The organism is Sphingomonas sp. 67-41 (assembly GCF_001899725.1).
Lineage (GTDB): Bacteria > Pseudomonadota > Alphaproteobacteria > Sphingomonadales > Sphingomonadaceae > Sphingomonas > Sphingomonas leidyi.
The window spans coordinates 61,562-82,999 of record NZ_MKWJ01000012.1 but is presented as its reverse complement, the minus strand read 5'-3'; the positions used below and the strand labels follow the sequence as shown (position 1 = coordinate 82,999).

Annotated in this window: 25 protein-coding genes; 9 read left to right on the top strand and 16 right to left on the bottom strand. The window is 67.3% G+C overall.

From position 1 onward, the window contains the following. The first annotated feature begins 9 nt into the window (after positions 1 to 9). The 4 genes from BGP17_RS06785 to BGP17_RS06770 all read left to right on the top strand — a co-directional run bounded on the left by BGP17_RS06785 (position 10) and on the right by BGP17_RS06770 (position 3,497). Entirely contained in the window at positions 10 to 2,031 is a 2,022-nt protein-coding gene (locus BGP17_RS06785) for a glycoside hydrolase family 97 protein (protein WP_286711447.1), read from the top strand. 226 nt (positions 2,032 to 2,257) lie between these two features. Further along, positions 2,258 to 2,809: a CDP-diacylglycerol--glycerol-3-phosphate 3-phosphatidyltransferase gene (pgsA, locus tag BGP17_RS06780; protein WP_086128762.1), complete on the top strand. Its 552-nt coding sequence runs from the start codon at positions 2,258 to 2,260 to the stop codon at positions 2,807 to 2,809. Further along, positions 2,809 to 3,060, top strand: coding sequence for a molybdopterin converting factor subunit 1 (gene moaD / locus BGP17_RS06775; protein WP_167298055.1), 252 nt, complete (start codon positions 2,809 to 2,811; stop codon positions 3,058 to 3,060). The genes pgsA and moaD overlap by 1 nt, the downstream gene beginning before the upstream one ends. Next, positions 3,057 to 3,497 carry a molybdenum cofactor biosynthesis protein MoaE gene (locus tag BGP17_RS06770; protein ID WP_286711446.1) on the top strand — a complete coding sequence of 147 codons (441 nt, stop codon included), beginning with the start codon at positions 3,057 to 3,059 and terminating at the stop codon, positions 3,495 to 3,497. Before moaD ends, BGP17_RS06770 begins: the two co-directional genes overlap by 4 nt. A 61-nt stretch (positions 3,498 to 3,558) precedes the next feature. Here BGP17_RS06770 and BGP17_RS06765 read toward each other — a convergent pair whose 3' ends face one another. The 5 genes from BGP17_RS06765 to BGP17_RS06745 form a co-directional block, all read right to left on the bottom strand. After that, complete coding sequence (locus BGP17_RS06765; protein WP_167298057.1) at positions 3,559 to 4,464, bottom strand: hydrogen peroxide-inducible genes activator; 906 nt, start codon at positions 4,462 to 4,464, stop codon at positions 3,559 to 3,561. Positions 4,465 to 4,555: 91 nt separating this feature from the next. Then, positions 4,556 to 6,133, bottom strand: a complete 1,578-nt coding sequence (gene ahpF, locus BGP17_RS06760) for an alkyl hydroperoxide reductase subunit F (RefSeq protein WP_286711445.1) — start codon at positions 6,131 to 6,133, stop codon at positions 4,556 to 4,558. Between the two features lie 111 nt (positions 6,134 to 6,244). After that, the gene (gene ahpC, locus BGP17_RS06755; RefSeq protein WP_086128770.1) at positions 6,245 to 6,808 is read right to left on the bottom strand and encodes an alkyl hydroperoxide reductase subunit C; all 564 of its coding nucleotides are present in this window, start codon (positions 6,806 to 6,808) and stop codon (positions 6,245 to 6,247) included. Between the two features lie 337 nt (positions 6,809 to 7,145). Next, positions 7,146 to 7,325, bottom strand: coding sequence for a hypothetical protein (locus BGP17_RS06750; protein WP_286711444.1), 180 nt, complete (start codon positions 7,323 to 7,325; stop codon positions 7,146 to 7,148). A gap of 93 nt (positions 7,326 to 7,418) precedes the next feature. Beyond that, complete coding sequence (locus BGP17_RS06745; RefSeq protein WP_167298061.1) at positions 7,419 to 8,183, bottom strand: sulfite exporter TauE/SafE family protein; 765 nt, start codon at positions 8,181 to 8,183, stop codon at positions 7,419 to 7,421. 154 nt (positions 8,184 to 8,337) lie between these two features. On the opposite strand from BGP17_RS06745, the gene epsC reads away from it, so the two are divergent. The 4 genes from epsC (at position 8,338) to BGP17_RS06725 (ending at position 10,270) form a co-directional block, all read left to right on the top strand. Next, positions 8,338 to 9,027 carry a serine O-acetyltransferase EpsC gene (gene epsC / locus BGP17_RS06740; protein ID WP_167298062.1) on the top strand — a complete coding sequence of 230 codons (690 nt, stop codon included), beginning with the start codon at positions 8,338 to 8,340 and terminating at the stop codon, positions 9,025 to 9,027. Further along, on the top strand, positions 9,028 to 9,366 hold the full coding sequence (locus BGP17_RS06735; protein WP_167298063.1) for a DUF2794 domain-containing protein: 339 nt from the start codon (positions 9,028 to 9,030) through the stop codon (positions 9,364 to 9,366). It begins immediately after the preceding gene. Between the two features lie 68 nt (positions 9,367 to 9,434). After that, positions 9,435 to 9,722: a hypothetical protein gene (locus tag BGP17_RS06730; protein ID WP_286711443.1), complete on the top strand. Its 288-nt coding sequence runs from the start codon at positions 9,435 to 9,437 to the stop codon at positions 9,720 to 9,722. A 119-nt stretch (positions 9,723 to 9,841) separates the two neighbouring features. Further along, positions 9,842 to 10,270 carry a GFA family protein gene (locus BGP17_RS06725; protein WP_286711442.1) on the top strand — a complete coding sequence of 143 codons (429 nt, stop codon included), beginning with the start codon at positions 9,842 to 9,844 and terminating at the stop codon, positions 10,268 to 10,270. Between the two features lie 28 nt (positions 10,271 to 10,298). Here BGP17_RS06725 and BGP17_RS06720 read toward each other — a convergent pair whose 3' ends face one another. Next, positions 10,299 to 10,781: an Lrp/AsnC family transcriptional regulator gene (locus BGP17_RS06720; RefSeq protein ID WP_086128776.1), complete on the bottom strand. Its 483-nt coding sequence runs from the start codon at positions 10,779 to 10,781 to the stop codon at positions 10,299 to 10,301. 116 nt (positions 10,782 to 10,897) lie between these two features. Here BGP17_RS06720 and BGP17_RS06715 point away from each other — a divergent pair, with 116 nt between their 5' ends. Next, a complete protein-coding gene (locus tag BGP17_RS06715) occupies positions 10,898 to 11,788 on the top strand; it encodes an EamA family transporter (protein ID WP_167298065.1) in 891 nt (296 codons plus the stop codon). 97 nt (positions 11,789 to 11,885) lie between these two features. Here BGP17_RS06715 and BGP17_RS06710 read toward each other — a convergent pair whose 3' ends face one another. The 10 genes from BGP17_RS06710 to BGP17_RS06665 form a co-directional block, all read right to left on the bottom strand. After that, on the bottom strand, positions 11,886 to 12,995 hold the full coding sequence (locus BGP17_RS06710) for a hypothetical protein (protein ID WP_286711441.1): 1,110 nt from the start codon (positions 12,993 to 12,995) through the stop codon (positions 11,886 to 11,888). A 98-nt stretch (positions 12,996 to 13,093) separates the two neighbouring features. Further along, positions 13,094 to 13,987 (bottom strand): SDR family NAD(P)-dependent oxidoreductase, encoded by an 894-nt coding sequence (locus BGP17_RS06705; RefSeq protein WP_167298067.1) that lies wholly within the window; start codon positions 13,985 to 13,987, stop codon positions 13,094 to 13,096. Between the two features lie 119 nt (positions 13,988 to 14,106). Further along, positions 14,107 to 14,484, bottom strand: a complete 378-nt coding sequence (locus BGP17_RS06700; RefSeq protein WP_208413372.1) for a hypothetical protein — start codon at positions 14,482 to 14,484, stop codon at positions 14,107 to 14,109. A gap of 108 nt (positions 14,485 to 14,592) precedes the next feature. Then, entirely contained in the window at positions 14,593 to 14,883 is a 291-nt protein-coding gene (locus tag BGP17_RS06695; RefSeq protein ID WP_167298068.1) for a hypothetical protein, read from the bottom strand. A 546-nt stretch (positions 14,884 to 15,429) separates the two neighbouring features. Further along, complete coding sequence (gene phoB, locus BGP17_RS06690) at positions 15,430 to 16,122, bottom strand: phosphate regulon transcriptional regulator PhoB (protein WP_086128782.1); 693 nt, start codon at positions 16,120 to 16,122, stop codon at positions 15,430 to 15,432. A 19-nt stretch (positions 16,123 to 16,141) separates the two neighbouring features. Further along, complete coding sequence (gene phoU, locus BGP17_RS06685) at positions 16,142 to 16,846, bottom strand: phosphate signaling complex protein PhoU (RefSeq protein ID WP_086128783.1); 705 nt, start codon at positions 16,844 to 16,846, stop codon at positions 16,142 to 16,144. A 9-nt stretch (positions 16,847 to 16,855) separates the two neighbouring features. Then, a complete protein-coding gene (pstB, locus tag BGP17_RS06680) occupies positions 16,856 to 17,650 on the bottom strand; it encodes a phosphate ABC transporter ATP-binding protein PstB (RefSeq protein ID WP_167298069.1) in 795 nt (264 codons plus the stop codon). Then, a complete protein-coding gene (gene pstA, locus BGP17_RS06675; protein WP_286711440.1) occupies positions 17,650 to 18,948 on the bottom strand; it encodes a phosphate ABC transporter permease PstA in 1,299 nt (432 codons plus the stop codon). Before pstA ends, pstB begins: the two co-directional genes overlap by 1 nt. After that, complete coding sequence (pstC, locus tag BGP17_RS06670) at positions 18,941 to 20,317, bottom strand: phosphate ABC transporter permease subunit PstC (protein WP_167298070.1); 1,377 nt, start codon at positions 20,315 to 20,317, stop codon at positions 18,941 to 18,943. Before pstC ends, pstA begins: the two co-directional genes overlap by 8 nt. Positions 20,318 to 20,370: 53 nt before the next feature. Beyond that, entirely contained in the window at positions 20,371 to 21,402 is a 1,032-nt protein-coding gene (locus BGP17_RS06665) for a substrate-binding domain-containing protein (protein WP_286711439.1), read from the bottom strand. Positions 21,403 to 21,438: the final 36 nt, after the last annotated feature.

Sequence of the window (21,438 nt, the reverse complement as noted above, 5' to 3'; positions counted from 1 at the left end):
AGAAATCGGATGACCTCTCGCACCCTCGTCACGCTCCTCGCGTTCGCACTGCCCGGCACTGCCTTTGCCGGGAGCCGCGAATGTGCCCAGTCGCCGGGCAAGGTGCTGGAAGTCTGCGTCTCGGTCGAAGATGGCGCGGCGCTCTACGAAGTGAAGCGCGGCGACCAGCTCGTCATCGCTCCCTCGAACCTCGGCCTGGGCTTCGCCGGCGAGCCCCAGGCCCGCTATACCGCGATCACCGATGCCCGCCGCGCCGCTTCGGACACCAGCTGGGAGCAGCCCTGGGGCGAGCAGCGCCGCATCCGCGACAACCATAGCGAGCTCGCCGTGACGATCGCGGGCGACACTGCGCTGAACAAGGCGATGCAGGTCACCTTCCGCATCTTCGACGACGGGATCGGCTTTCGCTATTCCTATGCCGGGATCGCCGATGGCCAGCAGGTGCGCGTCATGGCGGACCGCACCCAGTTCAGGACGAAGGGGGCGTATCAGGCCTGGTGGTATCAGGGCCTGGGCCAGGAGCGCGACGAATATCTCTACACCCAGACCGATGCGCGGCGGATCACCCTTGCCGAGACGCCGCTGACGCTGAAGGGCGACAACGGGCTCTATCTCTCCTTCCACGAAGCCGCGCTGGTCGATTTCCCGAGCATGCTGCTCCAGGGCGACGGCGCCGGCACGCTCACTGCCTGGCTGATGCCCTGGCCCGATGGCGTGGGCGCGAAGAAGACCGGCCCGTTCACCACGCCCTGGCGCACGCTGCTGATCGGAACCACGCCCGGCGCGCTGGCGGACAGCCGGATCGAACTCAACCTCAACGCGCCGAGCAGGCTCCCCGATATCGGCACGTGGTTCAAGCCCGGCAAATATGTCGGCGTCTGGTGGGAGATGCATCTCAACCGCACCACCTGGGGCAGCGGGCCGACCCATGGCGCCAACAACGACAATGTGAAGCGCTATATCGATTTCGCCGCGAAATACGGGTTCGACGGGGTGCTTGTCGAAGGCTGGAACCAGGGCTGGGATGGCGAATGGATCGACAATGGCGACAAGTTCAGCTTCACCCGATCCTACCCCGATTTCGACCTGCCGATGCTGTCGGCATATGCGAAGTCGAAGGGCGTCCACCTGATCGGCCATCACGAGACCGCCGGCGCAGTGGTAAACTATGAGAACCAGCTCGAAGCCGCGCTCGATCTCTACGCCAAGGTCGGCGTGCCGGCGGTGAAGACCGGCTATGTCCGTCATTCCGGCGACATCCTGGACCGCGAGGGCGGCAAGCAATGGTTCGCCGGCCAGTTCATGGTCCGGCATCACCTCAAGGTCATCGAGGCCGCGGCGGCGCGCCATATCGTGATGGACACGCATGAGCCGGTCAAGGACACGGGCCTGCGGCGCACCTGGCCGAACTGGGTGAGCCGCGAGGGGGCGCGCGGCCAGGAGTTCAACGCCTGGGGCCGCCCGACCAACCCGCCCGAGCATCTGACGATCCTGCCCTTCACCCGCATGCTGGGCGGGCCGATGGACTTCACCCCGGGCATCTTCGACCTCGAGCACGGCAAGACGCTGCTGACCGAGCGCAACCAGTCGACGCTGGCTGCGCAGCTTGCCGAATATGTCGTGCTCTATTCGCCGATCCACATGGCGGCGGACCTGCCCGAGAATTACGAGAAGCATCGCGACGCCTTCCAGTTCATCCTCGACGTGCCGACCGACTGGGAGACGACGAAGACGCTGGCGTCGGAGATCGGCGACTATGTCGTGGTCGCCCGCCAGGCGCGCGGCGGCGGCGACTGGTATCTGGGCGCGATCACCGACGAGATGGCGCGCAAGCTGCCCGTGAAGCTCGATTTCCTGGAGCCGGGCCGGAAATACGAGGCACAGATCTACCGCGATGCCCCGGACGCCGACTATGTGAAGAAACCGGTTGCCTATGCGATCGAGAAGCGGGTGGTGGGCAGCGCCGACACGCTCGCTCTCGACCTTGCGCCGGGGGGCGGCCAGGCGATCCGTTTCAAGCTGCTGAAATAGCGCCGGCTAGCGAAGTAGGGCCAATCCCGTTCCCCGGCGGAGGCCGGGGCCCAGTATCGGCGAAGCCGGTGAGGTGGGGGAGGCCTCTCAACCGAGGTTGCAGCTGGACCCCGGCCTTCGCCGGGGAACTGCCGGGCGTGACGCTGCAACGCCATCCCTGCACGGGCCGGTTCGACGAAAGGCGCGGGGATGACGGGAGGGGGAGTGCGGTGGTAGAGCTTGCCCGATGCTCACGCTGCCCAATATCCTGACGCTCTCGCGCATCCTCGCGGTTCCGCTCCTCGCGGCGTTTCTCTGGTGGCCCGAATGGCGGCTGGGCTATGGCATCGCCTTCGCGCTCTACTGCCTGATGGGCATCACCGACTATTTCGACGGCTATCTCGCCCGGGCGCAGGGGACGGTCTCCAAGCTCGGCGTGTTCCTCGATCCGATCGCCGACAAGATCATGGTCGCCGCGGTGCTGCTGATCCTCGCCGGGCGCGGCGTGATCACCGATCTCCATCTGGTCCCCGCGCTGGTGATCCTGGTGCGCGAGATCGCCGTGTCGGGCCTGCGCGAGTTCCTGGGCGGCATCCAGGTCTCGCTGCCGGTCTCGCGCCTCGCCAAGTGGAAGACCACGCTCCAGCTCGTCGCGCTGGGCGGGCTCATCCTTGCCGGCGCGCTGCCCTTTGCCTGGCTGTGGGACACCGCGCTCGCCGCCTTCTGGCTCGCCGCCGCGCTTACGCTGATCACCGGTTGGGACTATCTGCGCGTCGGCTTGCGGCACATGGACAGCTGATGGACCTGCTCTATTTCGCCTGGGTCCGCGAGGCCGTGGGGGTAGGGCATGAAACCGTCGACCCGCCCGAGGCGGTCCGCGACGTCGCCGATCTGGTCCGCTGGCTCGCCACCCGCAGCCCCGGCCACGCCGCCGCCCTTGCCGATCCCGCGCGGCTCCGCGCCGCGATCGATCAGCGCTTTGTTCCGCTCGACGCGCCGCTCGGCGATGCGCGCGAAGTCGCGCTCTTTCCCCCGGTCACCGGCGGATGATCCGCGTCTCGATCGATCCCGCGCCGATCGAGCTGGCGCTGGAACTGGCGGCGCTGGAAGCGCGCGGCGCGGGCGGAGTGGCGAGCTTCACCGGCGTGGTCCGCGGCGATGGCGGCGTGACCGCGCTCGAGCTCGAACATTATCCCGGCATGACCGAGGATGCGCTCTGCACGCTTGCGGAGGCGGCGATGGCGCGCTGGAGCCTGTTCGGGGTGACGATCCTCCACCGTGTCGGCCGCATGGGAGTGGGCGAGCGCATCGTCTTCATCGGCACCGCCGCCGCGCATCGCCGCGAGGCGCTCGACGCCTGCGCCTATCTGATCGACCGGCTGAAGACCGACGCCCCCTTCTGGAAGCGCGAATGGCGGGGAGACAGTGCGACTTGGGTCGAGCCGCGCAGTTCCGATGCAGAGGCGGCAGAGCGCTGGCAAGCTTAAGGCGTCAACGATAGCGTATGCGGCAGCTAGGTCAGCTACGCGAAGCCCTCATGCAGCCGGGCTAGGGCCGGGCCTCGGCCAGCACGTCGGCCAGCAGCCGGAAGTCGCGCTCCCTTGGGGAAGCCTTGCGCCACACCAGCGCGATCCGCCGCGATGCATTCTCCGCCTCGAGCGGCCGCGCCGCGACCTGGGTATGGTCGAGGATGCCCGAATCCACCGCCATCTCCGGCAGCATCGTCACGCCCAGCCCATTGTCGACCATCTGCACCATGGTGTGGAGCGACGTGCCGAGCATCGTCGCCTCGGCGCGCAGTTCCGGGCGGTTGCAGGCGGCCAGCGCATGTTCCTTCAGGCAATGCCCGTCCTCGAGCATCAGCAGCCGCGTCTCGTCGATCTCGGCCGGGCGGATCGAAGCGCTGGGGTCCATCTCGCCCTCCGGAAAGGCGACGAACAGCCGGTCGTCGAACAGCGACGCCGTCTCCACATCGCCGCACGCATAGGGCAAGGCGAGCAGCACGCAATCGGTGCGGCCATGATGCAGCCCTTCACAGGCCTGGCCGCTGGTCTCCTCGCGCAGATAGAGCCTCAGGTCGGGATAGTCGCGGCGCAGCTTCGGCAGGATGCGCGGCAGCAGGAAAGGGGCGATGGTGGGGATCACGCTCATCCGCATCTCGCCCGAAAGCGGCCGCCCCGCGGCACGGGCAAGATCGCCCAGCTCGTCCGCTTCGCGCAGCACCCGCCGCGCCTTGTCCACGATGCGTTCGCCCAGGGGCGTGAAGCGCACCACGCGGCGGGTACGCTCGACCAGCACCACGCCGATCAGCGTCTCCAGCTCGCGGATGCCGGCGGAGAGCGTCGACTGGGTGACGTAGCAGCTTTCCGCCGCCCGGCCGAAATGGCCATGGTCCTTGAGCGCGACGAGATATTGGAGCTGCTTGAGCGTGGGGAGGTAGGTGGTCTGCGCCATTGATCGCCTGTATCGATGATTGGCGCATATATAAGTGGCGTGGGCGATAACTCAAATCCTCCCCGAGACGGGCTCGGGGAGGATTTGGAAGTCAGGCCGCCTCGCTCAGCTCGTCCGGCAGGCGGATCATATAGTCGAACGCCGAGAGCGCCGCCGTCGAGCCCGCGCCCATCGCGATCACGATCTGCTTATAGGGCACGGTGGTGCAGTCGCCCGCCGCGAAGATGCCCGGCTGCGAGGTCTCGCCGCGCGCGTCGATCTCGATCTCGCCGCGGTTCGACAGGGCGATGCTGTCCTTCAGCCACTCGGTATTGGGCACCAGGCCGATCTGGACGAAGATGCCCTCGAGCTCGATCCGGTGCTCGGTGCCGTGGTTGCGATCCTTGTAGGTGAGGCTGGTCAGCTTCTCGCCGTCGCCCGCCACCTCGGTGGTCAGCGCCGAAGGGATCACCTTGACGTTCGGCAGGCTGCCCAGCTTGCGCTGGAGCACCGCATCGGCGCGCAGCTGGCTGTCATATTCGATCAGCGTCACATGCGCGACCAGCCCGGCCAGGTCGATCGCGGCCTCGACGCCCGAATTGCCGCCGCCGATCACCGCCACGCGCTTGCCCTTGAACAGCGGGCCGTCGCAATGCGGGCAATAGGTCACGCCCTTATTGCGATATTCCTCCTCGCCGGGCACGCCCATCGTCCGCCAGCGCGCGCCGGTGGAGAGGATCACGGTGCGCGCATGCAGGCTCGCGCCGCTTTCCAGCACCACTTCGTGCAGCCCGCCTTCCTGTCGCGCCGGCACCAGCTTCGCGGCGCGCTGGTGGTTCATGATGTCGACGTCATAGTCCTTGACGTGCTGCTCCAGGTGCGCGGCCAGCTTCGGCCCCTCGGTGTGCGGCACCGAGATGAAGTTCTCGATCGACATGGTGTCGAGCACCTGGCCGCCGAAACGCTCCGCGGCGATGCCGGTGCGGATGCCCTTGCGTGCCGCATAGATCGCCGCCGCCGCGCCGGCGGGGCCGCCGCCGACCACCAGCACTTCGAACGGCTCCTTCGCCGCGATCTTCGCCGCGGTGCGCTTGGCGGCACCCGTGTCGATCCTGGCGACGATCTGCTCCAGCTCCATCCGGCCGCTGGCAAAGGGCTCGCCGTTCAGGAACACGCTGGGCACCGCCATCACCTTGCGCGCCTCCACCTCGGCGGGGAACAGCCCGCCATCGATCGAGACATGCGTGACGCGCGGATTGAGCACCGCCATCAGGTTCAGCGCCTGCACCACGTCCGGGCAGTTCTGGCAGGAGAGCGAGAAATAGGTCTCGAAGGCGAAGTCGCCGTCCAGGTTCCGCACCTGCTCGATCAGTTCCTGCGCCGCCTTGCTCGGATGGCCGCCGACCTGGAGCAAGGCAAGCACCAGCGACGTGAATTCATGCCCCATCGGGATGCCGGCAAAGGCCACGGCGATATCGGTGTCGGTGCGGCGGATCTGGAAGCTGGGCTTGCGCGCATCGCTGCCGGTGCGAGCCACGGAGACCTTGTCGGAAAGCGCCGCGATCTCGTCGAGCAGTTCCGCCAGTTCGCGCGACTTGGCATCGTCGCCCAGCGAGGCGACCAGCTCGATCGGCGCGCGGATGTTCGCGAGATAGCCCTTGAGCTGCTGGGTCAGGTTTGCGTCGAGCATGGCGGAAACTCCACAAATTCAGATACAAAACGGCCCGGGACGAGGGGGATGGTATTCGTCCCGGGCCGCATGGTGGCGCCCGCAAGGGGGGCTAAACGGGCGCCTGGGGGATCAGATCTTGCCGACCAGGTCGAGCGACGGCGCCAGCGTCTCGGCGCCCTCTTCCCACTTGGCGGGGCAGACTTCGCCCGGATGCGCGGCGATGTACTGCGCGGCCTTGATCTTGCGGAGCAGTTCGGTCGCATTGCGGCCAACGCCCTCGCTGGTGATCTCGACCAGCTGGATCACGCCCTCCGGATCGACGACGAAGGTGCCGCGATCGGCCAGGCCCTGGCCCTCGCGAAGCACGTCGAAATTGGTCGACAGGACGTGGTTCTGGTCGCCCAGCATGTAATAGTTGATCTTGCCGATCGCGGGCGAGGTGTCGTGCCAGGCCTTGTGGCTGAAATGGGTGTCGGTCGACACCGAATACACCTCGACGCCCATCTTCTGGAGCTGCGGATAGATGTCCGCCAGGTCCTCCAGCTCGGTCGGGCACACGAAGGTGAAATCGGCCGGGTAGAAGAAGAACACCGCCCACTTGCCCTTCGTGTCCGCGTCGGTGACCTGGACGAACTTGCCTTCCTTATAGGCCTGCGCGGTGAACGGCTTGATGGTGCTGCCGATAAGAGCCATTGCTTGGTATTCCTCCAGAACGGGGGTTGTTGTTGCAATGGCGAGATAGGGCTGCTGCGGCGCAATGTGAAATTGGAAAGCCCGTTCGCGATGATCGGTTTAATCGATCAATTTCGGCCGAGTGATTGATTGCATGATTTATCTGCAATGCCATGCAGCTATGATCGCCACACCCTGTCCTCCACACGGGCGGCGATGCGGCCGTCAGGGGAAAGCCTGCTGCGCTGCAAGATGGGAAGGCCCAACCCTTGCGCGGCGGGGCAAGGCGATTCCATGCCGGAACGGCCGGATCGAGCCCCTCGCCGATTGGGGTGACCCGCGGCGGCCTTGCCCGAAATCAGATCGACCGGGCGATCATCGAGATCACGGTGATCAGGATCATGCAGCCCAGGATAAGGTCGAGCGGGCGGCGCGCGCCGAGCCAGTCGACGATCCTGGTCCAGCGCCGCTGCCACGGGCTCTCATAGGCGCCCAGGCGCCGGATGCGCGCGCGGCGGCGCACTTTGCTACGGTCCAACATGGCCGGGATATGGGCGGGCCCGGCATTAAGCTTCGAGAGGGAAAGCGCGCCCCGGCATAAGGATCGCGTAAAGTCCGGCGCGCTCGCCGTTCAACGCGTCAGCGCGACATACACCGAATAGGCGCTGGTGATGGTCAGCAGCACGCCCACCAGCGTCATCAGCGCGCGGGTCGGCACGCGCTTGGCGAGCAGGCCGCCGAACGGCGCCGCGATTAGTCCGCCGATCAGGATGCCCACGGTCTGCAGCGTGAAGGCCGCCCAGCCCAGCGTGGCGATGAACGCGGCCGAGACGGTGGCGGTGAGGAAGAACTCCACCGTGTTCACCGTGCCGATCGTGGTGCGCGGGCTGGCGCCCTGGACGAGCAGGTTGCTGGTCACCACCGGCCCCCAGCCGCCGCCGCCGGCCGCATCGAGGAAGCCGCCGGCCAGGCCCAGCGGCTCGATGATCTTGGGCTCGCGCGGCTCCACCTTGCCGCGCCAGGCGCGATAGAGCAGATAGACGCCGATCGAGGCGAGATAGGTCATCACGAAGGGGCGGGTGACCGAAGCGTCGATGTTGCTCAGCACATAGGCGCCGATCACGCCGCCGATCACGCCGGGGATCAGCAGCCGGCCGAACAGCTTCCAGTTCACGTTCTTGTGCCAGATATGGCTGGCGCCGGACGCGGCCGTGGTGAAGGTCTCCACGGTGTGCACCATCGCCGATGCCTGTGCGGGCGGGACGCCCATCACGCTCACCAGCAGCGTGGAGTTGATCACTCCGAACGCCATTCCCAGCGCGCCGTCCACCATCTGGGCGGCGAAGCCCACGGCAATGAACGGCAACAGGGCGGAAAGGTCGATTCCAAAGATCATTCGCACCTTGAAGTTTGGGCCGGAGAGGAATGGATGACGGCGGCGACGCGTTCCAACAAGATACATAGTGTTTAGCGCGGCAAAGCCTGGGATGGGCCGTTCTGGAAATCGGAAGGATCATGCACTAAATGGGCGCGGCAAAGGGGAACCGGCCATGTTCCAGCGTCTTAAGGCGTATCTAGATTCTATCCGCGCCCGCGATCCCGCGCCGCGCAGCCATGCCGAGATCCTGCTCTATCCGGGCGTGTGGGCGCTCGCCTATCACCGGATCGCCCATGCGCTGTTCCGCAACCGCCTGTTCTTCCTCGCCCGCGTCGTCAACCACTGGTCGCGCTTCGTCACGGCGATCGACATTCATCCGGGCGCGAAGATCGGCCGCAATTTCTTCATCGACCATGGCTTCGTCGTGATCGGCGAGACCGCGGAGATCGGCGACGACGTCACCATCTATCAGTGCGTCACCCTGGGCGGCACCAGCCCGGACAATGGCGTGGGCGGCAAGCGCCACCCGACCATTCGGGACGGAGCGATCCTCGGCTCGGGCGCGCAGGTGCTGGGGCCGATCATCGTGGGCGAACGCGCCCGCATCGGCGCCAATGCGGTGGTTACCCGCGACGTGCCCGAAGGCGCGGTGATGGTCGGCATCCCGGCGAAGTCCACGCTGGTCGAGGCGCAGAAGTGGCAGAAGGATTTCGTGCCCTATGGCACGCCCTGCAGCGAGCTGTTCGATCCGCAGACCCAGAAGCTCGAGATCATGCGCTGCGAACTGGAAGCGATGCGCAAGCGGCTCGACGCCGTGCTGGCCGAGCGCCGCGAGCAGGGGGAGCAGCGCGACAGCGCCTAGATGGGTACCGTAACTCCGCTCCCCATCGGACGTCCCGGCCAGGTCGGCTTCGAGCGCCCGGAGCTCACCCGCATCCTCGATCTCTACGGCCGCATGGTCGCCGCCGGGCATTGGCGCGACTATGCGATGAACTTCGACACCGATGCCGCGATCTTCGCCGCCTTTCGCCGCGCCGCCGAACGCCCGGAATACCGGATCGAGAAGCGCCCGGCGCTGCGCAACCGGCAGGGCATGTGGGCACTGGTCAACGAGAGCGGGATGATCCTCAAGCGCGGGCACGAACTGGGCCCGGTACTGGCTCCGGTCGAGCGGCGGCTGATGAAGCTGGTTGAGGAATAGGGCGGGCCTGCACCGCAAACCCGCACCTGCTGCATCATGCCTGCACCGCAACCTGCCAGTCCGCCCGCATGCCCCAGCGCGCGCTCGCCCTGTTCCTGACCAATGCCGTCGGAATCGGCCTCTTCCTGGCGCTGGCCTCGCAATTCTGGATCGAGCCCGAATGCACCGACGTGCCGGATGGCTTTGCCTGGTTCGTCGAAGCTGCACCTGTCTTCGGCGCGTTCGCACTGGTCAATTGGATCTGGTTGTTCTGGGCCGGCGGGCGTTGTCGCCGGTTGGCGGTGCTGCTTATCGTCGCCATCCCGGGGTGCTGGGCGCTGCCATTGCTCGTCGACAACGCCTGGCTTGGCCTGTGAGGCATTGGCGGAGAACCGGGGGCGCCTGTCCCGCATCGTCCCCGTGCCCGTCCCGCTTGCGGGATGGCCGAGGCTTCCGCGCCGCGCTATGCCCGCAGGCTGATCGAGAGGAGATTGTGGTGACGGATGGCGTGAAGCTGGAGGGCAAATGCCTGTGCGGTGCGGTGCAGGTGCGGATCGCGCCGCCCGAGCCGCATATCGGCGCCTGCCATTGCGGAATGTGCCGGCGCTGGGGCGGCGGCCCCGCTCTGTCGCTCAGGCTGGTGCCCGATCCCGAGATCGCAGGCGCCGAGCATGTCGTGCGCTATCCGTCCTCCGACTGGGCGGAGCGCGGCTTCTGCCGGACCTGCGGCACGCATCTGTTCTATTTCTACCGGCCGCAATCGGGCTATTCCTTCCAGGCCGGCCTGTTCGAGGGTCTCGACGGCTATGACCTGGGCGAGGAGATCTTCATCGACGAGAAGCCGGGCTATTATGATTTCGCCGGCGAGCGCGAACGGATGACCGGAGCCGAGGTGATGGCGAAGGCCGGGGTCGAGGGCGCCTGACGCCGCGCGCCTTCGGCAATCGCCCGGATCAGCGCTCCCAGGCCGCCGGGACCGGGCTCATCCCCCCGGTCTCGCGGATCACCACCAGCGTCTCGAAGGTCCGCACGCGTTCGTCCGCCGAGAAGAGCCGGCGGACCAGATCGTCATAGCTCTCCATGTCGCGCGCGATGACCCGCACCGCGAAATCATGGTCGCCGGTGACGTTCCAGGCCTCCATCACTTCGGGCTCGGCGCGGAAGATCTCGAACATCTCGGCCACCGTGTTGGCATTCTCGCGTTCCAGCGTCACCAGCACGATCATCGAGAGCGGCCAGCCCAGCGTCCTCGGCCGCACCACGGCGATCTCGCGCTCGATCACGCCGGTCTCGCGCAGCCGGCGGATGCGGCGATAGCAGGCGGGGGCGGAGAGGCCGACCTTCTCCGCCAGCATCGCCACCGGCTGCTGCACATCGACCTGAAGCAATTCGAGCAGCTTGAGGTCGAACGAATCGAGCGATTCAATCTTCGTCATCGCAACAGCATAGGGCGATAAAGTTTATCGCATAACCGCAAAGATAAACCGCTCTTATCGACGGAAATCCCTATCTCTCGGCGCGTTCCTTCCACATCCGGTTCGAGTATCGTCCGATGAGCAGTCTTGCCGCCCCCCGGTCCCTTTCCCCGCGCCTCGATGCCGTCGGCCTCGGCGCATTGTTCCTGTCGATGCTGTCGGTCACTATCGGCGCGACGTTCGCCAAGCAGCTGTTCCCGCTGGTCGGTTCCGAAGGGGCGACCGCGCTGCGCCTCATCGTCGGCGCGGCGATCCTCTCGGCGATCTTCCGGCCGTGGCGGTTGCGGTTCGACACCGGCTGGCGTTCGCTGCTTGGCTACGGCCTCGTGCTCGGGGTGATGAACCTCAGCTTCTACAAGGCCTTGTCCTACATCCCGCTCGGCATCGCCATTGCGATCGAGTTCACCGGCCCGCTCGCGGTCGCGGTGCTCACGTCGCGCCGCCGGATCGATTTCCTGTGGATCGGGATCGCGGTGTTCGGCCTGCTGCTGCTCCTGCCGATCTGGAAGGGGGCCGCGCATCTCGACTGGCGCGGGGTCGCGCTCGCGCTGATCGCCGGCGCCTGCTGGGCGGCCTATATCCTCACCGGCCGCCATGCCGGCCAGGCGCATGGACCCGCCGCCGCGGCCGGGGGCATGCTGATCGCGGCCCTGCTCGCCGTCCCCGTCGGCGTGGCGCATGCTGGCGCCGCGCTGCTGCGGCCCGAGGCGTTGATGCTCGGCCTGCTCGTCGGCATCGTTTCCAGTGCCATCCCCTATGCGCTCGAGATGATCGCGCTGCCGCGGCTGCCGGCCAACACTTTCGGCACCCTGCTCAGCGCCGAGCCTGCGGTGGGCGCGCTGATGGGGCTGTTGCTGCTCGGCGAGGTGCTCACCGGCACCCAGTGGCTGGCGGTCTGCCTGATCGTCGTCTCCTCGGTCGGCACTGCGATCAGCGCCCGTCCCGGCGCGGCGATCGAGCAGCCCTAGACGGGAAAACCCCTCCCGTGCCGGGGGCACGGGAGGGGCAGGGTTTGGAAAGCCGGGCTGGGGACCTTGCTTTCCGCGTGAAGGGCCTATGTCAGGATCAGGCCGTCACGATCTGAGTGGGCGGCAGCCGCTCCTCGAGCCCGCCGAGCAGGCCGACGACGATGCGGCGCACCGGTTGCCAGAAGGCGGAAAGCAGCAGCAGCGCCGATCCGATCACCAGCGCGGTGAGCGCCGCCGCCAGCTCGACCGCACCGGTCGCCTGGAACAGCGCATACATCGCCCAGAGCACATAGATCAGGCTGGAGACGAGCAGCGCGCGGCGGTCGACCGCCAGCGCCACGAAGGCGAAGGCCACATAGAGCGCGATCACCACCGCGGCGACCGGGCCGGTCACCTCGCCATCGAACACGCCGAGCATGTGGAACACCGGATGCGCGATCAGCGGCGCCGCGGCGAGGTGCAGCCAGAAGGCGACATCCGAGCGGCGGGTGCGGCGCTGCAGGTCGCCCATGTCCCAGCGCATCGCGAAGAAGAACATCGCCACGCCCGCAACCAGCAGCATCTCGTTCACCCAGTCCTTGGCCTGGGGCACGAAGGCGAGCACCAGCGAGACGGCGACCCCGACCAGCGCCAGCGCGCCGGCCGCCACGGTGATCGGCACCATGAAGCGCTTCCAGTGGATCCAGGTGGCGGCGGCGGTCAGCAGCCCCACCACCGCGGCGACGCCGCCGGCCAGCTGCTGCTTCTGCAGGTCGCTCGCCAGGTGCATCTGCTCCTCGATCCAGGGGATGTTGGCGGCGAAGATGCCCGAGAGGCACGCCCCGACGCCACCGACAAAGCCGAACGTCAGCAGGATCGAGGGGAGCGCCATGCGGCGGCGCGCAGTGAAATATTCGGCGAGCATCCAGCTCGTCGCCGCCACGGCGAAGCCCCCGCCGATCATGTTGCCGCCGACCACGCGCTCTTCCGGCCCCGCGCCGATCAGCATCACCCCGAAATAGGCGCCGATGCGGGCCGCGGCGACCAGGATCAGCGCGGCGGCGATCGCCACGAAGATGTCGTTGAAGCCGGTGAGCAGCTTGAAATGTTCTTCGTCCACCGCGGGCGCCGCTCGGCGCTCGGCGACATAGTTGCGCAGCGCATTGGCGGCGGCGGGGGATAGCGCCCCCGCTTCCACGGCACTGGCCAGATCGCTCTCGCTGTACATGGCAGTTTCCTCCTGTGCGGAGGTTCTACCATATGTGTATTAGTGATGCAATACGGTGAAGCGGTGCCCCGCACCTTTCCCTGGAAGGAAGGGGAGCTTCAGCCCTGTTGCAGCTTGCTCAGGATCAGCATCGTCTGCTCGCTGCCCGAGCCCGGCACGATCTCGCCGGTCCGGTCGGTGATCTGAGCCCATTGCGCCTGCACTGCCTCGGGGGTCAGCGCCGCCAGCCTTGCGCCCTGGGTCAGCGTCACATAGGCGGCCTGGACCACCCCGCCGCCCGCGCCGACGATCTGGTTGGTGGGCGCGTCCTCGGAGACGAGGAACAGCGCGGCAGGGGCGACATTCTCGGGGGCGAAGGCCTTGAAGGCCTCTTCGGGAAACAGGTCCTCGGTCATCCGCGTGCCCGCCACCGGGGCGATCGTGTTGACCTTGATCCCGTATTTGGCGCCCTCAAGGTAAAGCGTCTTGGTCAGCCCGGCCAGGCCGAGCTTGGCCGCGCCGTAATTCGCCTGGCCGAAATTGCCGAACAGGCCGGTAGACGAAGCGGTCATCAGGATGCGGCCGTAATTCTGGTCGCGCATCGTCTGCCACACTGCCTTGGTGCAATTGGCCGAGCCGATCAGATGGACGTCGACGACGAAGCGGAAATCGGCCGGCTCCATATTGACGAAGCTCTTGTCGCGCAGCACGCCGGCATTGTTGATCAGGATGTCGATCCGGCCCCATTTGGCCTTCGCCGCCTCGACCATCGCGACCATATGGTCGTAATCGGTCACGCTGCCGCCATTCGATATCGCCGCGCCGCCCAGCGCCTCGATTTCCTCGACGACCTTGAGCGCCGCGTCCGAATGGCCGGTGCCGTCGCGGGCGCCGCCCAGGTCGTTGATCACCAGCTTCGCCCCCCGCTTCGCCAGCTCGAGCGCATAGGCGCGGCCCAGGCCGCCCCCCGCACCGGTGACGATGGCGACGCGGTCCTTGAAGTCGATGGTCATTGGTCTCTCCCGATATCGGGAGAAGCTTAGGCAAGGCGGCGCGCGCGATACAACCTAAACCGTCACCGGGTGCGGCGAAGACGGCGGAGGTGCGTGCAAGCCGCACCCCCGGCCATGGTTCACCGCGACTGGCGGCAATGGTCCTTGATGGTCCTGGAGCAGCGCGGATAGCTCTTCGGATCGGAGGGCATCGGCGCAGCCGCCTCGGGTGCGGGGGGCGCCGGAGCCGCTGCTGGCGGCGCGGGGGCCGTCGCTGCATCCGGGGCGGCGGGCGCTTCCGGCGCCGCAGGTGGCGGATTGGTGGCCGGGGGCGGCGGGGCCGCCGGATCGGCAGGCATGGCGGGATCGGCCGGCGGCGGTGGCGGCGTAGCGTCGGTCGGCGGCGCGGGCGGGGTGGGGGCAGGGGCCGGCACGGTCTGCGGGGCCGTCTGGGGCATGTCCTGCGCGATGGCGGTGCCGCCCATCGCCAGGGCCGATGCCAGGAGCATGAACTTCATCGAAACTTCCTCTCTGTCGCCCCGCCCGCCTGCCTCCAGAAAACGCATGTGCCGGGCGCGACGTTGCGCGCCCGGCACATTCGGTCCCGCAAAAAGGGGCGATCGGCGCTATTGGCGCTGACGGCACCCGTCGAACTGGCCGCGCTTGCACATGGGATACACCGCCTTGGGTGCCGGCGGCGGGAAGGCCTGGGTGGGCGTCTGCGTGCTGGGCACGAAGACCACCTGGGTTCCCGGCGGCGGCGTGGAGCCGGTGCTGAACAGCGGCGCGGCCGGCGCGTAGCCGCCCAGCTTGCTGGCATCGTTGTTGGTGGGGGAATCGGCCTTTTGCGCCGAAGTCTGCGCATGCGCGGCGCCAGCAACGAGGGTCAGCGCGGCGGCCAGGGCAAGTAGTTTCATGGGATGCGTCTCCTGAAACCGGGCGAGATCGTTACGCCCGTGCCTGCAACGCGAGGAGACGCAGTTGGTTTCGTTAAATTGTGGTCATGTGGGGAGGGTGTGCCGCGGCGGGATGACGAAGCGCCCTCCCGAAGGAATTGCGGCTGCGCCACCCGGCTCGCCCCCGGGCGGCGACCATGAACGCGGGATGCCCCCGGGGCGGAAGGTGGCGGGGGGCTCCAACCACCAACCGTCGCCCCGGCCCGGTGCGGGAATCCATTGGGAGGCGGGCATCGGACAGGGGGCGTGCGGGCGGGAATCGCGGCCCGGCTCACCCCGGCACGAGGCCGGGGCGGCTGCGGGTCGGCCGGGGGCCATCCTTCACTCCGTCATCCCTTCCTCCCCCGTCATCCCCGCAAGGGCGGGGATCCAGGACCGGGCGCGAAGCAGGCACGGGGAGAGATCCCGCCCAGCCCGGAGAGCGGTCGCGCGAGGGTGTCGCTATCCTCCGTTACCCCGGATTCCCGCCCTTGCGGGAACGACGGCATCTGCCGATCGGGCCTTGGCTCAATTCCCCGCGTCGAGCGCATATCCCGCAGAGCGCACGGTGCGGATGATGTCCGGCCGGTTGCCCTTGTTGATCGCCTTGCGCAGTCGACGGATGTGCACGTCCACCGTACGGCTCTCGATGTCGCTGTCATGCCCCCACACCGCATCGAGCAGCCGCTCGCGCGAGAACACCCAGCCCGGATGCTCGAGGAAATGCTTGAGCAGCCGGAACTCGGTCGGCCCCAGCTGCACCACTTCGCCCGCGCGGCGGACCTTGTGGCCCACCGTGTCCATCTCGATGTCCGAATAGGTCAGCGCCTCGCCGGCCAGGGCCGGGCGCACGCGGCGCAGCACCGCGCCCACGCGGGCGACCAGCTCGCGCGGGGAGAAGGGCTTGGTGACGTAATCGTCCGCCCCGGTTTCCAGACCGCGCACCCGGTCTTCCTCCTCGCCGCGCGCGGTGAGCATGATGATCGGAACATTGGCCGTCTCGGGCATGCGGCGCAGGCGCCGGCACACTTCGATCCCGCTCAGGCCCTCGACCATCCAGTCGAGCAGCACGATGTCCGGCGTCGCCTCCTTGGCGAGCAGCAGCGCCTCTTCCCCATCGGGCGTGTGCTTCACCTCATAATCTTCGCGCTTGAAGTGATAGGCGACCAGTTCCGCGATCGCGGCGTCGTCCTCGACGAGAAGCATCTTCACTCGGGCCATATATTCCCCGTTTCCCCGCTCAGTTCGCTTGGGCCTCGCCGGTCTCGCGCTCGGCCATGTAATCGCCTGTCGCCGCGAAATAGACCATTTCGGCCACGTTGGTGGCGTGATCGCCAATCCTCTCCAGGTTCTTCGCCACGAACAGCAGGTGCGCCACCTGGCTGATCGTCCTCGAATTCTCGACCATGTAGGTCACCAGCGTGCGGAAGATCGAATCGTAGAAATCGTCGAGCGCATTGTCGCGCGCGCAGATTCTCACTGCCGCCTGGGCATCGCGCGCCGAATAGGCGTCGAGCACGTCGTGCACCATGTCCGCCGCCAGCTGCCCCATCGCGGGCAGGATCGAGACGACGTCGATCCGCTCCTCGCCCGCCTCGCCGTGGATCATCGGCACGCGCTTGGCGATGTTCTTGGCATAGTCGCCGATCCGCTCGATCACCGCGGCGATCTTCAGCGCGGCGATGATCTCGCGCAGATCGTCCGCCATCGGCGCGCGCAGCGCGATGACGCGGACGACGAGCTTCTCCAGCTCGGCCTCGATCGCGTCGATCTGCTTGTCCTTCTGGCGCACTTCGTTGGCGAGCGCGGTGTCGCCCCGCTGGAGCGCCAGCATCGCGTCCTCAATCGCCTGCTCGGCCAGGCCGCCCATCTGCGAGATGAGCGCGCGCAGCTGCCCGATGTCCTGATCGAACGCCTTGACGGTATGTTCGTGGCTGCTCGCCATTTGCTACTCCTAGCCGTAACGGCCGGTAATGTAATCCTTCGTCCGCTCCTGCTTCGGCGCGGTGAAGATATTGTCGGTATCGCCATATTCGACCAGCTGGCCGAGATGGAAGAAGGCGGTCTTCTGGCTGACGCGTGCCGCCTGCTGCATGTTGTGCGTCACGATCACGATCGCATAGCGCCCGCGCAGCTCGTGGATCAGCTCCTCGATCTTGGCGGTGGCGATCGGGTCGAGCGCCGAGCAGGGCTCGTCCATCAGGATCACTTCGGGGTCCACCGCGATCGCGCGGGCGATGCACAGGCGCTGCTGCTGGCCGCCCGAAAGCGCGGTGCCGCTGTCGCTCAGCCGGTCCTTCACTTCGTCCCACAGGCCGGCGCGGCGCAGCGATCCTTCGACGATCCCGTCCAGCGCGACCTTGGAGGCGGCCAGGCCGTGGATGCGCGGGCCATAGGCGACATTCTCGTAGATCGACTTGGGGAAGGGATTGGGCTTCTGGAACACCATGCCCACCCGCGCGCGCAGCTGCACCACGTCCATCGCCGAGGAATAGATGTCCTCGCCGTCCAGCATGATGTCGCCGGTCACCCTGGCGGAGGCGATGGTGTCGTTCATCCGGTTGAGGGTGCGCAGGAAGGTGGACTTGCCGCAGCCCGACGGGCCGATGAATGCCGTCACATGGTCCATGTCGACGTCGATCGAGACGTCGCGGATCGCCTGCTTGTCGCCGTAGAAGACGTTCACGCCCCGCGCCGACATCTTGTGCCCGGTCGCCGTTGCAGTGGAAAGGGGAGTGGCGTCGGTCATTACCAGCGGGTCTCGAACTTGTTGCGAAGATAGATGGCGAGCCCGTTCATGGCGAGCAGGAACACCAGCAGCACGATGATCGCCGCGCTGGTCTTCTCCACGAAGCCGCGGCTCACTTCGTCCGACCACAGGAAGATCTGCACGGGCAGCACGGTGGCGGGATCGGTGAAGCCCTGGGGCGCGGTGACGATGAAGGCGCGCATGCCGATCAGCAGCAGCGGCGCGGTCTCGCCCAGCGCACGGGCCATGCCGATGATCGTGCCGGTCAGGATGCCGGGCATGGCGAGGGGGAGGACATGGTGGAACACCACCTGGATCCGGCTCGCGCCGATGCCGAGCGCGGCGTCGCGGATCGAGGGCGGCACGCCCTTGATCGCGTTGCGGCTGGCGATGACGATGACGGGCATGATCATCAGCGCGAGGGTGAGCCCGCCGACCACCGCCGCCGAGCGCGGCAGGAGCGGGCCGAAGCTGTGGCCGCCGATCTGCCAGGTGCCCAGAAACACCGCGAGCCCGAGCAGGCCGAAGATGATCGAGGGCACCGCCGCCAGATTGTTGATCGAGACTTCGATCAGGTCGGTCCAGCGGTTCTTCGGCGCATATTCCTCGAGATAGATCGCGGCGAGCACGCCCACGGGGAAGGCGATCAGGAACGTCACCAGCATCGTCAGCAGCGAGCCCTTGAGCGCGCCCCAGATGCCCACCGCCACGGGATCGTTCGAATTGCTCGCGGTGAAGAAGCCCCAGTTGAAGCCGGTGCGCAGCTTGCCGGCGCTCCGGAGCCTGCTCGCATCCGCCTGCGCCGCCGCGGTGCCCTCGCCGCGCGCACCCATCTCGAGCGCAGTCGAGGCGGGCACCCAGATGGTCCTCTTGCCGCCCAGGATCGAGGGGTCCGCCTTGATCGCATCGCGCACCGTGATCCAGGCGCTGTTCGCCGCCAGCGAATGATCGCCGCCGCTCTCCGCGGCGATCTCCACCTTGTCCTGCAGCCCGGCGCCCGACAGCGCCAGATCGGCGCCCGGCGTCGAGAGATGCGTGCGGTCGACCGCGAGCCCCATCTTCGGGAAGTCGAGATCGAGCGCCACTTCGCTGCGGGTGAAGCCGCGCGCGCCGTTCGCCACCATCGTCGCGATCAGAAAGGCGAGGAAGGCGGCGGAGAGGATCACCGCCAGCATGCCGAACAGCTTGAAGCGCCGCTCGGCCGCATAGCGGCGGCGGATGCGCTTCTGCATCGCCGCGCCCTTCCAGTCGGTCGGCGTCCGCTCGGGCACGGGGGCAGGGGCGGCGCGCTTACTCATAGGCTTCGCGATACTTCTTCACGACGCGCAGCGCGACGATGTTGAGCAGCAGGGTGATCACGAACAGCGTCAGACCCAGCGCGAAGGCGGCCAGCGTCTTGGGGCTGTCGAACTCGCTCTCGCCGGTCAGCAGGTCGACGATCTGCTTGGTGACGGTGGTGGCGCTCTCGAACGGGTTGAGCGTGATGTTCGCCGCGCCGCTGGCGGCCATCACCACGATCATCGTCTCGCCGATGGCGCGGGAAACGGCGAGCAGCACACCCGCCACCACGCCGGGCAGCGCGGCCGGCAGGAGGACGCGCGAGATCGTCTCCGAATTGGTCGCGCCCATCGCCAGGCTGCCGTCGCGCATCGCGGTGGGGACGGCGGCGATCGAATCGTCCGCCAGCGAGGAGACGAAGGGGATGATCATCACGCCCATCACCAGGCCGGCGGCCAGCGCGCTCTCGGCCGAGGCGAAGGGCATGCCCAGATGCACCGCCAGGTCGCGCACCGCCGGCGCCACGGTCAGCGCGGCGAAATAGCCATAGACCACGGTGGGCACGCCCGCGAGGATCTCGAGCATCGGCTTCATCCAGGCGCGCACGCGGGGCGCGGCATATTGGGTCAGGTAGATCGCGCTCATCAGGCCGAACGGGATGGCGACCAGCATCGCGATCACCGCGCCGATGAAGAAGGTGCCCCAGAACAGCGGCACCGCGCCCAGCGACTTGCCCGGATTGTTCGGGTCGATCAGCTGCGGGCTCCAATGCGTGCTGAACAGGAAGTCCTGCGGCGGCACCATCGCGAAGAAGCGGATCGATTCCCAGAACAGCGACAGGAAGATGCCGATCGTCGTCAGGATCGCGATCAGCGAGGCGACGAGCAGGATCAGCATCAGCCCGCGCTCCACCCGGGTGCGGGCGCGGAAGGCGGGGCTGATCCGGCTGAACGCGAAGGCGCCCCCGGCAAAGGCCAGCAGGATGGCGATCGCCGTGCCGGTCCAGCCATAAAAGGCGATCGCCTCGCGCATCGGCGCGACCAGCGCGTCGGCGGTGGGATCGAAGGTCGAATCGGCCCGGCCCAGCGCCACGTCGCGCGCCTCGCCCAGGATCGTGTCGCGCTCGAACGCGAAGTCGGAGAGCTGGGCGGCGGCCGGCGCCTTGAGCACCTGGTCCCTGATCAGTGCGGGGCTGAGCGCGGTCCAGGCCGCGACGAACAGCAGCGCGGGCAGCACCGTCCACATCGCCACGTACCAGCCATGCTGCGACGGCAGCGAATGCAGCCGCTTCTGTCCGCCGCGATCGAACCGCACGGCGCGCGCGCGTGCGGTCAGCCAGCCGATCAGGCCAAGGCCGACCACCACGAACAGGAGCGCGAAGACATTCACCAGGACGTCAGCTCGGTACGGGATTCAGGAAGGGAAGCGATGATGTCCTCGTTTCAGTGCAACTGGGAGGGATCGAGCGCAATCCCCTTCTCGATGATCTCGGCCGAATGTTCCTGCACCTCGCTCGGCGCCGCGATCAGCCCGCGCTTGGTCAGCTCGCCCTTGGGCTTCCACATGGTGGCATAGAGGTTCAGGAAGTCCTGCATCCCGCGCACCGCCTTGATGTGGCGCTGCTTCACATAGATGTAGAGCGGGCGGCCGCCCGGATATTTGCCGGTGACGATCTCGTTGTTGGTCGGCTCCACGCCTTCGATCGGCGTGCCGTGCAGCCGGTCGATATTCTCCTCGAGATAAGAATAGCCGAAGATGCCGAGCGCGTTCGGGTTCTGGCTCAGGCCCTGGACGATCAGATTGTCGTTCTCGCCCTTGTCGACATAGGGGCCGTCGTCGCGGATGCGCAGGCACGCGTCCTGGAACTTGGCGGGATCGCTGCCGGCCTTGAGCGCCTTGGCCTCGGGATAGGCCTCGAGGCAGCCCGGCTCGAGCATCAGTTCGGTGAAGGCGTCGCGGGTGCCGCTGGTCGAGGGCGGGCCCATCACATAGATCGGGATCGCCGGCAGCGACGGATTGACGTCGCGCCAGGTCTTGGCGGTGTTGGGCTTGCCCATCGGGTTCGCCGCGAGCGCGAGATACAGGTCCTTGCGGCTGAGCTTGAGCCGGGGTCCCGCATTGCTCTCGGCCAGCACCACGCCGTCCAGCCCGATCTGCACTTCCAGAATCTCGCCGACATTGTTCTTCTGGCACGTGTCGTATTCGGTGCGCTTCATCCGGCGCGAAGCGTTGGCGATGTCGGGATATTGCGATCCCACGCCTTCGCAAAAGGCGCGGAAGCCCGCGCCCGAGCCGATCGATTCGATCACCGGGGCCGCGCGGCGCTTGTCCTGGTTGACGAAGGCCTCGGCCACTGCGGTGGTGAAGGGGAAGACGGTCGAGCTGCCCACGGCGCGGATCGGGCGGGTGGTCCCGCTATCGCAAGCCGAGAGAGCCACTGCGGAAAGCGCGAAAAGCACAAGTCTGCCAAGCATCGCCGTCTCCTGTCCCTGGGATTGTAAGAATCACGG

Coding starts and splice junctions, on each gene's coding strand:
- BGP17_RS06720 (WP_086128776.1), bottom strand. CDS start 10,781: ATGACGAAGATTGAATCGCTCGATTCGTTCGACCTCAAGCTGCTCGAA.
- BGP17_RS06785 (WP_286711447.1), top strand. CDS start 10: ATGACCTCTCGCACCCTCGTCACGCTCCTCGCGTTCGCACTGCCCGGC.
- BGP17_RS06770 (WP_286711446.1), top strand. CDS start 3,057: ATGATCCGCGTCTCGATCGATCCCGCGCCGATCGAGCTGGCGCTGGAA.
- epsC (WP_167298062.1), top strand. CDS start 8,338: ATGTTCCAGCGTCTTAAGGCGTATCTAGATTCTATCCGCGCCCGCGAT.
- BGP17_RS06665 (WP_286711439.1), bottom strand. CDS start 21,402: ATGCTTGGCAGACTTGTGCTTTTCGCGCTTTCCGCAGTGGCTCTCTCG.
- BGP17_RS06745 (WP_167298061.1), bottom strand. CDS start 8,183: ATGATCTTTGGAATCGACCTTTCCGCCCTGTTGCCGTTCATTGCCGTG.
- pstB (WP_167298069.1), bottom strand. CDS start 17,650: ATGACCGACGCCACTCCCCTTTCCACTGCAACGGCGACCGGGCACAAG.
- BGP17_RS06710 (WP_286711441.1), bottom strand. CDS start 12,995: ATGTACAGCGAGAGCGATCTGGCCAGTGCCGTGGAAGCGGGGGCGCTA.
- ahpF (WP_286711445.1), bottom strand. CDS start 6,133: ATGCTCGACGCAAACCTGACCCAGCAGCTCAAGGGCTATCTCGCGAAC.
- BGP17_RS06765 (WP_167298057.1), bottom strand. CDS start 4,464: ATGGCGCAGACCACCTACCTCCCCACGCTCAAGCAGCTCCAATATCTC.
- moaD (WP_167298055.1), top strand. CDS start 2,809: ATGGACCTGCTCTATTTCGCCTGGGTCCGCGAGGCCGTGGGGGTAGGG.
- BGP17_RS06695 (WP_167298068.1), bottom strand. CDS start 14,883: ATGAAACTACTTGCCCTGGCCGCCGCGCTGACCCTCGTTGCTGGCGCC.
- BGP17_RS06735 (WP_167298063.1), top strand. CDS start 9,028: ATGGGTACCGTAACTCCGCTCCCCATCGGACGTCCCGGCCAGGTCGGC.
- BGP17_RS06700 (WP_208413372.1), bottom strand. CDS start 14,484: ATGAAGTTCATGCTCCTGGCATCGGCCCTGGCGATGGGCGGCACCGCC.
- ahpC (WP_086128770.1), bottom strand. CDS start 6,808: ATGGCTCTTATCGGCAGCACCATCAAGCCGTTCACCGCGCAGGCCTAT.
- BGP17_RS06705 (WP_167298067.1), bottom strand. CDS start 13,987: ATGACCATCGACTTCAAGGACCGCGTCGCCATCGTCACCGGTGCGGGG.
- pgsA (WP_086128762.1), top strand. CDS start 2,258: ATGCTCACGCTGCCCAATATCCTGACGCTCTCGCGCATCCTCGCGGTT.
- BGP17_RS06730 (WP_286711443.1), top strand. CDS start 9,435: ATGCCCCAGCGCGCGCTCGCCCTGTTCCTGACCAATGCCGTCGGAATC.
- BGP17_RS06715 (WP_167298065.1), top strand. CDS start 10,898: ATGAGCAGTCTTGCCGCCCCCCGGTCCCTTTCCCCGCGCCTCGATGCC.
- phoU (WP_086128783.1), bottom strand. CDS start 16,846: ATGGCGAGCAGCCACGAACATACCGTCAAGGCGTTCGATCAGGACATC.
- phoB (WP_086128782.1), bottom strand. CDS start 16,122: ATGGCCCGAGTGAAGATGCTTCTCGTCGAGGACGACGCCGCGATCGCG.
- pstA (WP_286711440.1), bottom strand. CDS start 18,948: ATGAGTAAGCGCGCCGCCCCTGCCCCCGTGCCCGAGCGGACGCCGACC.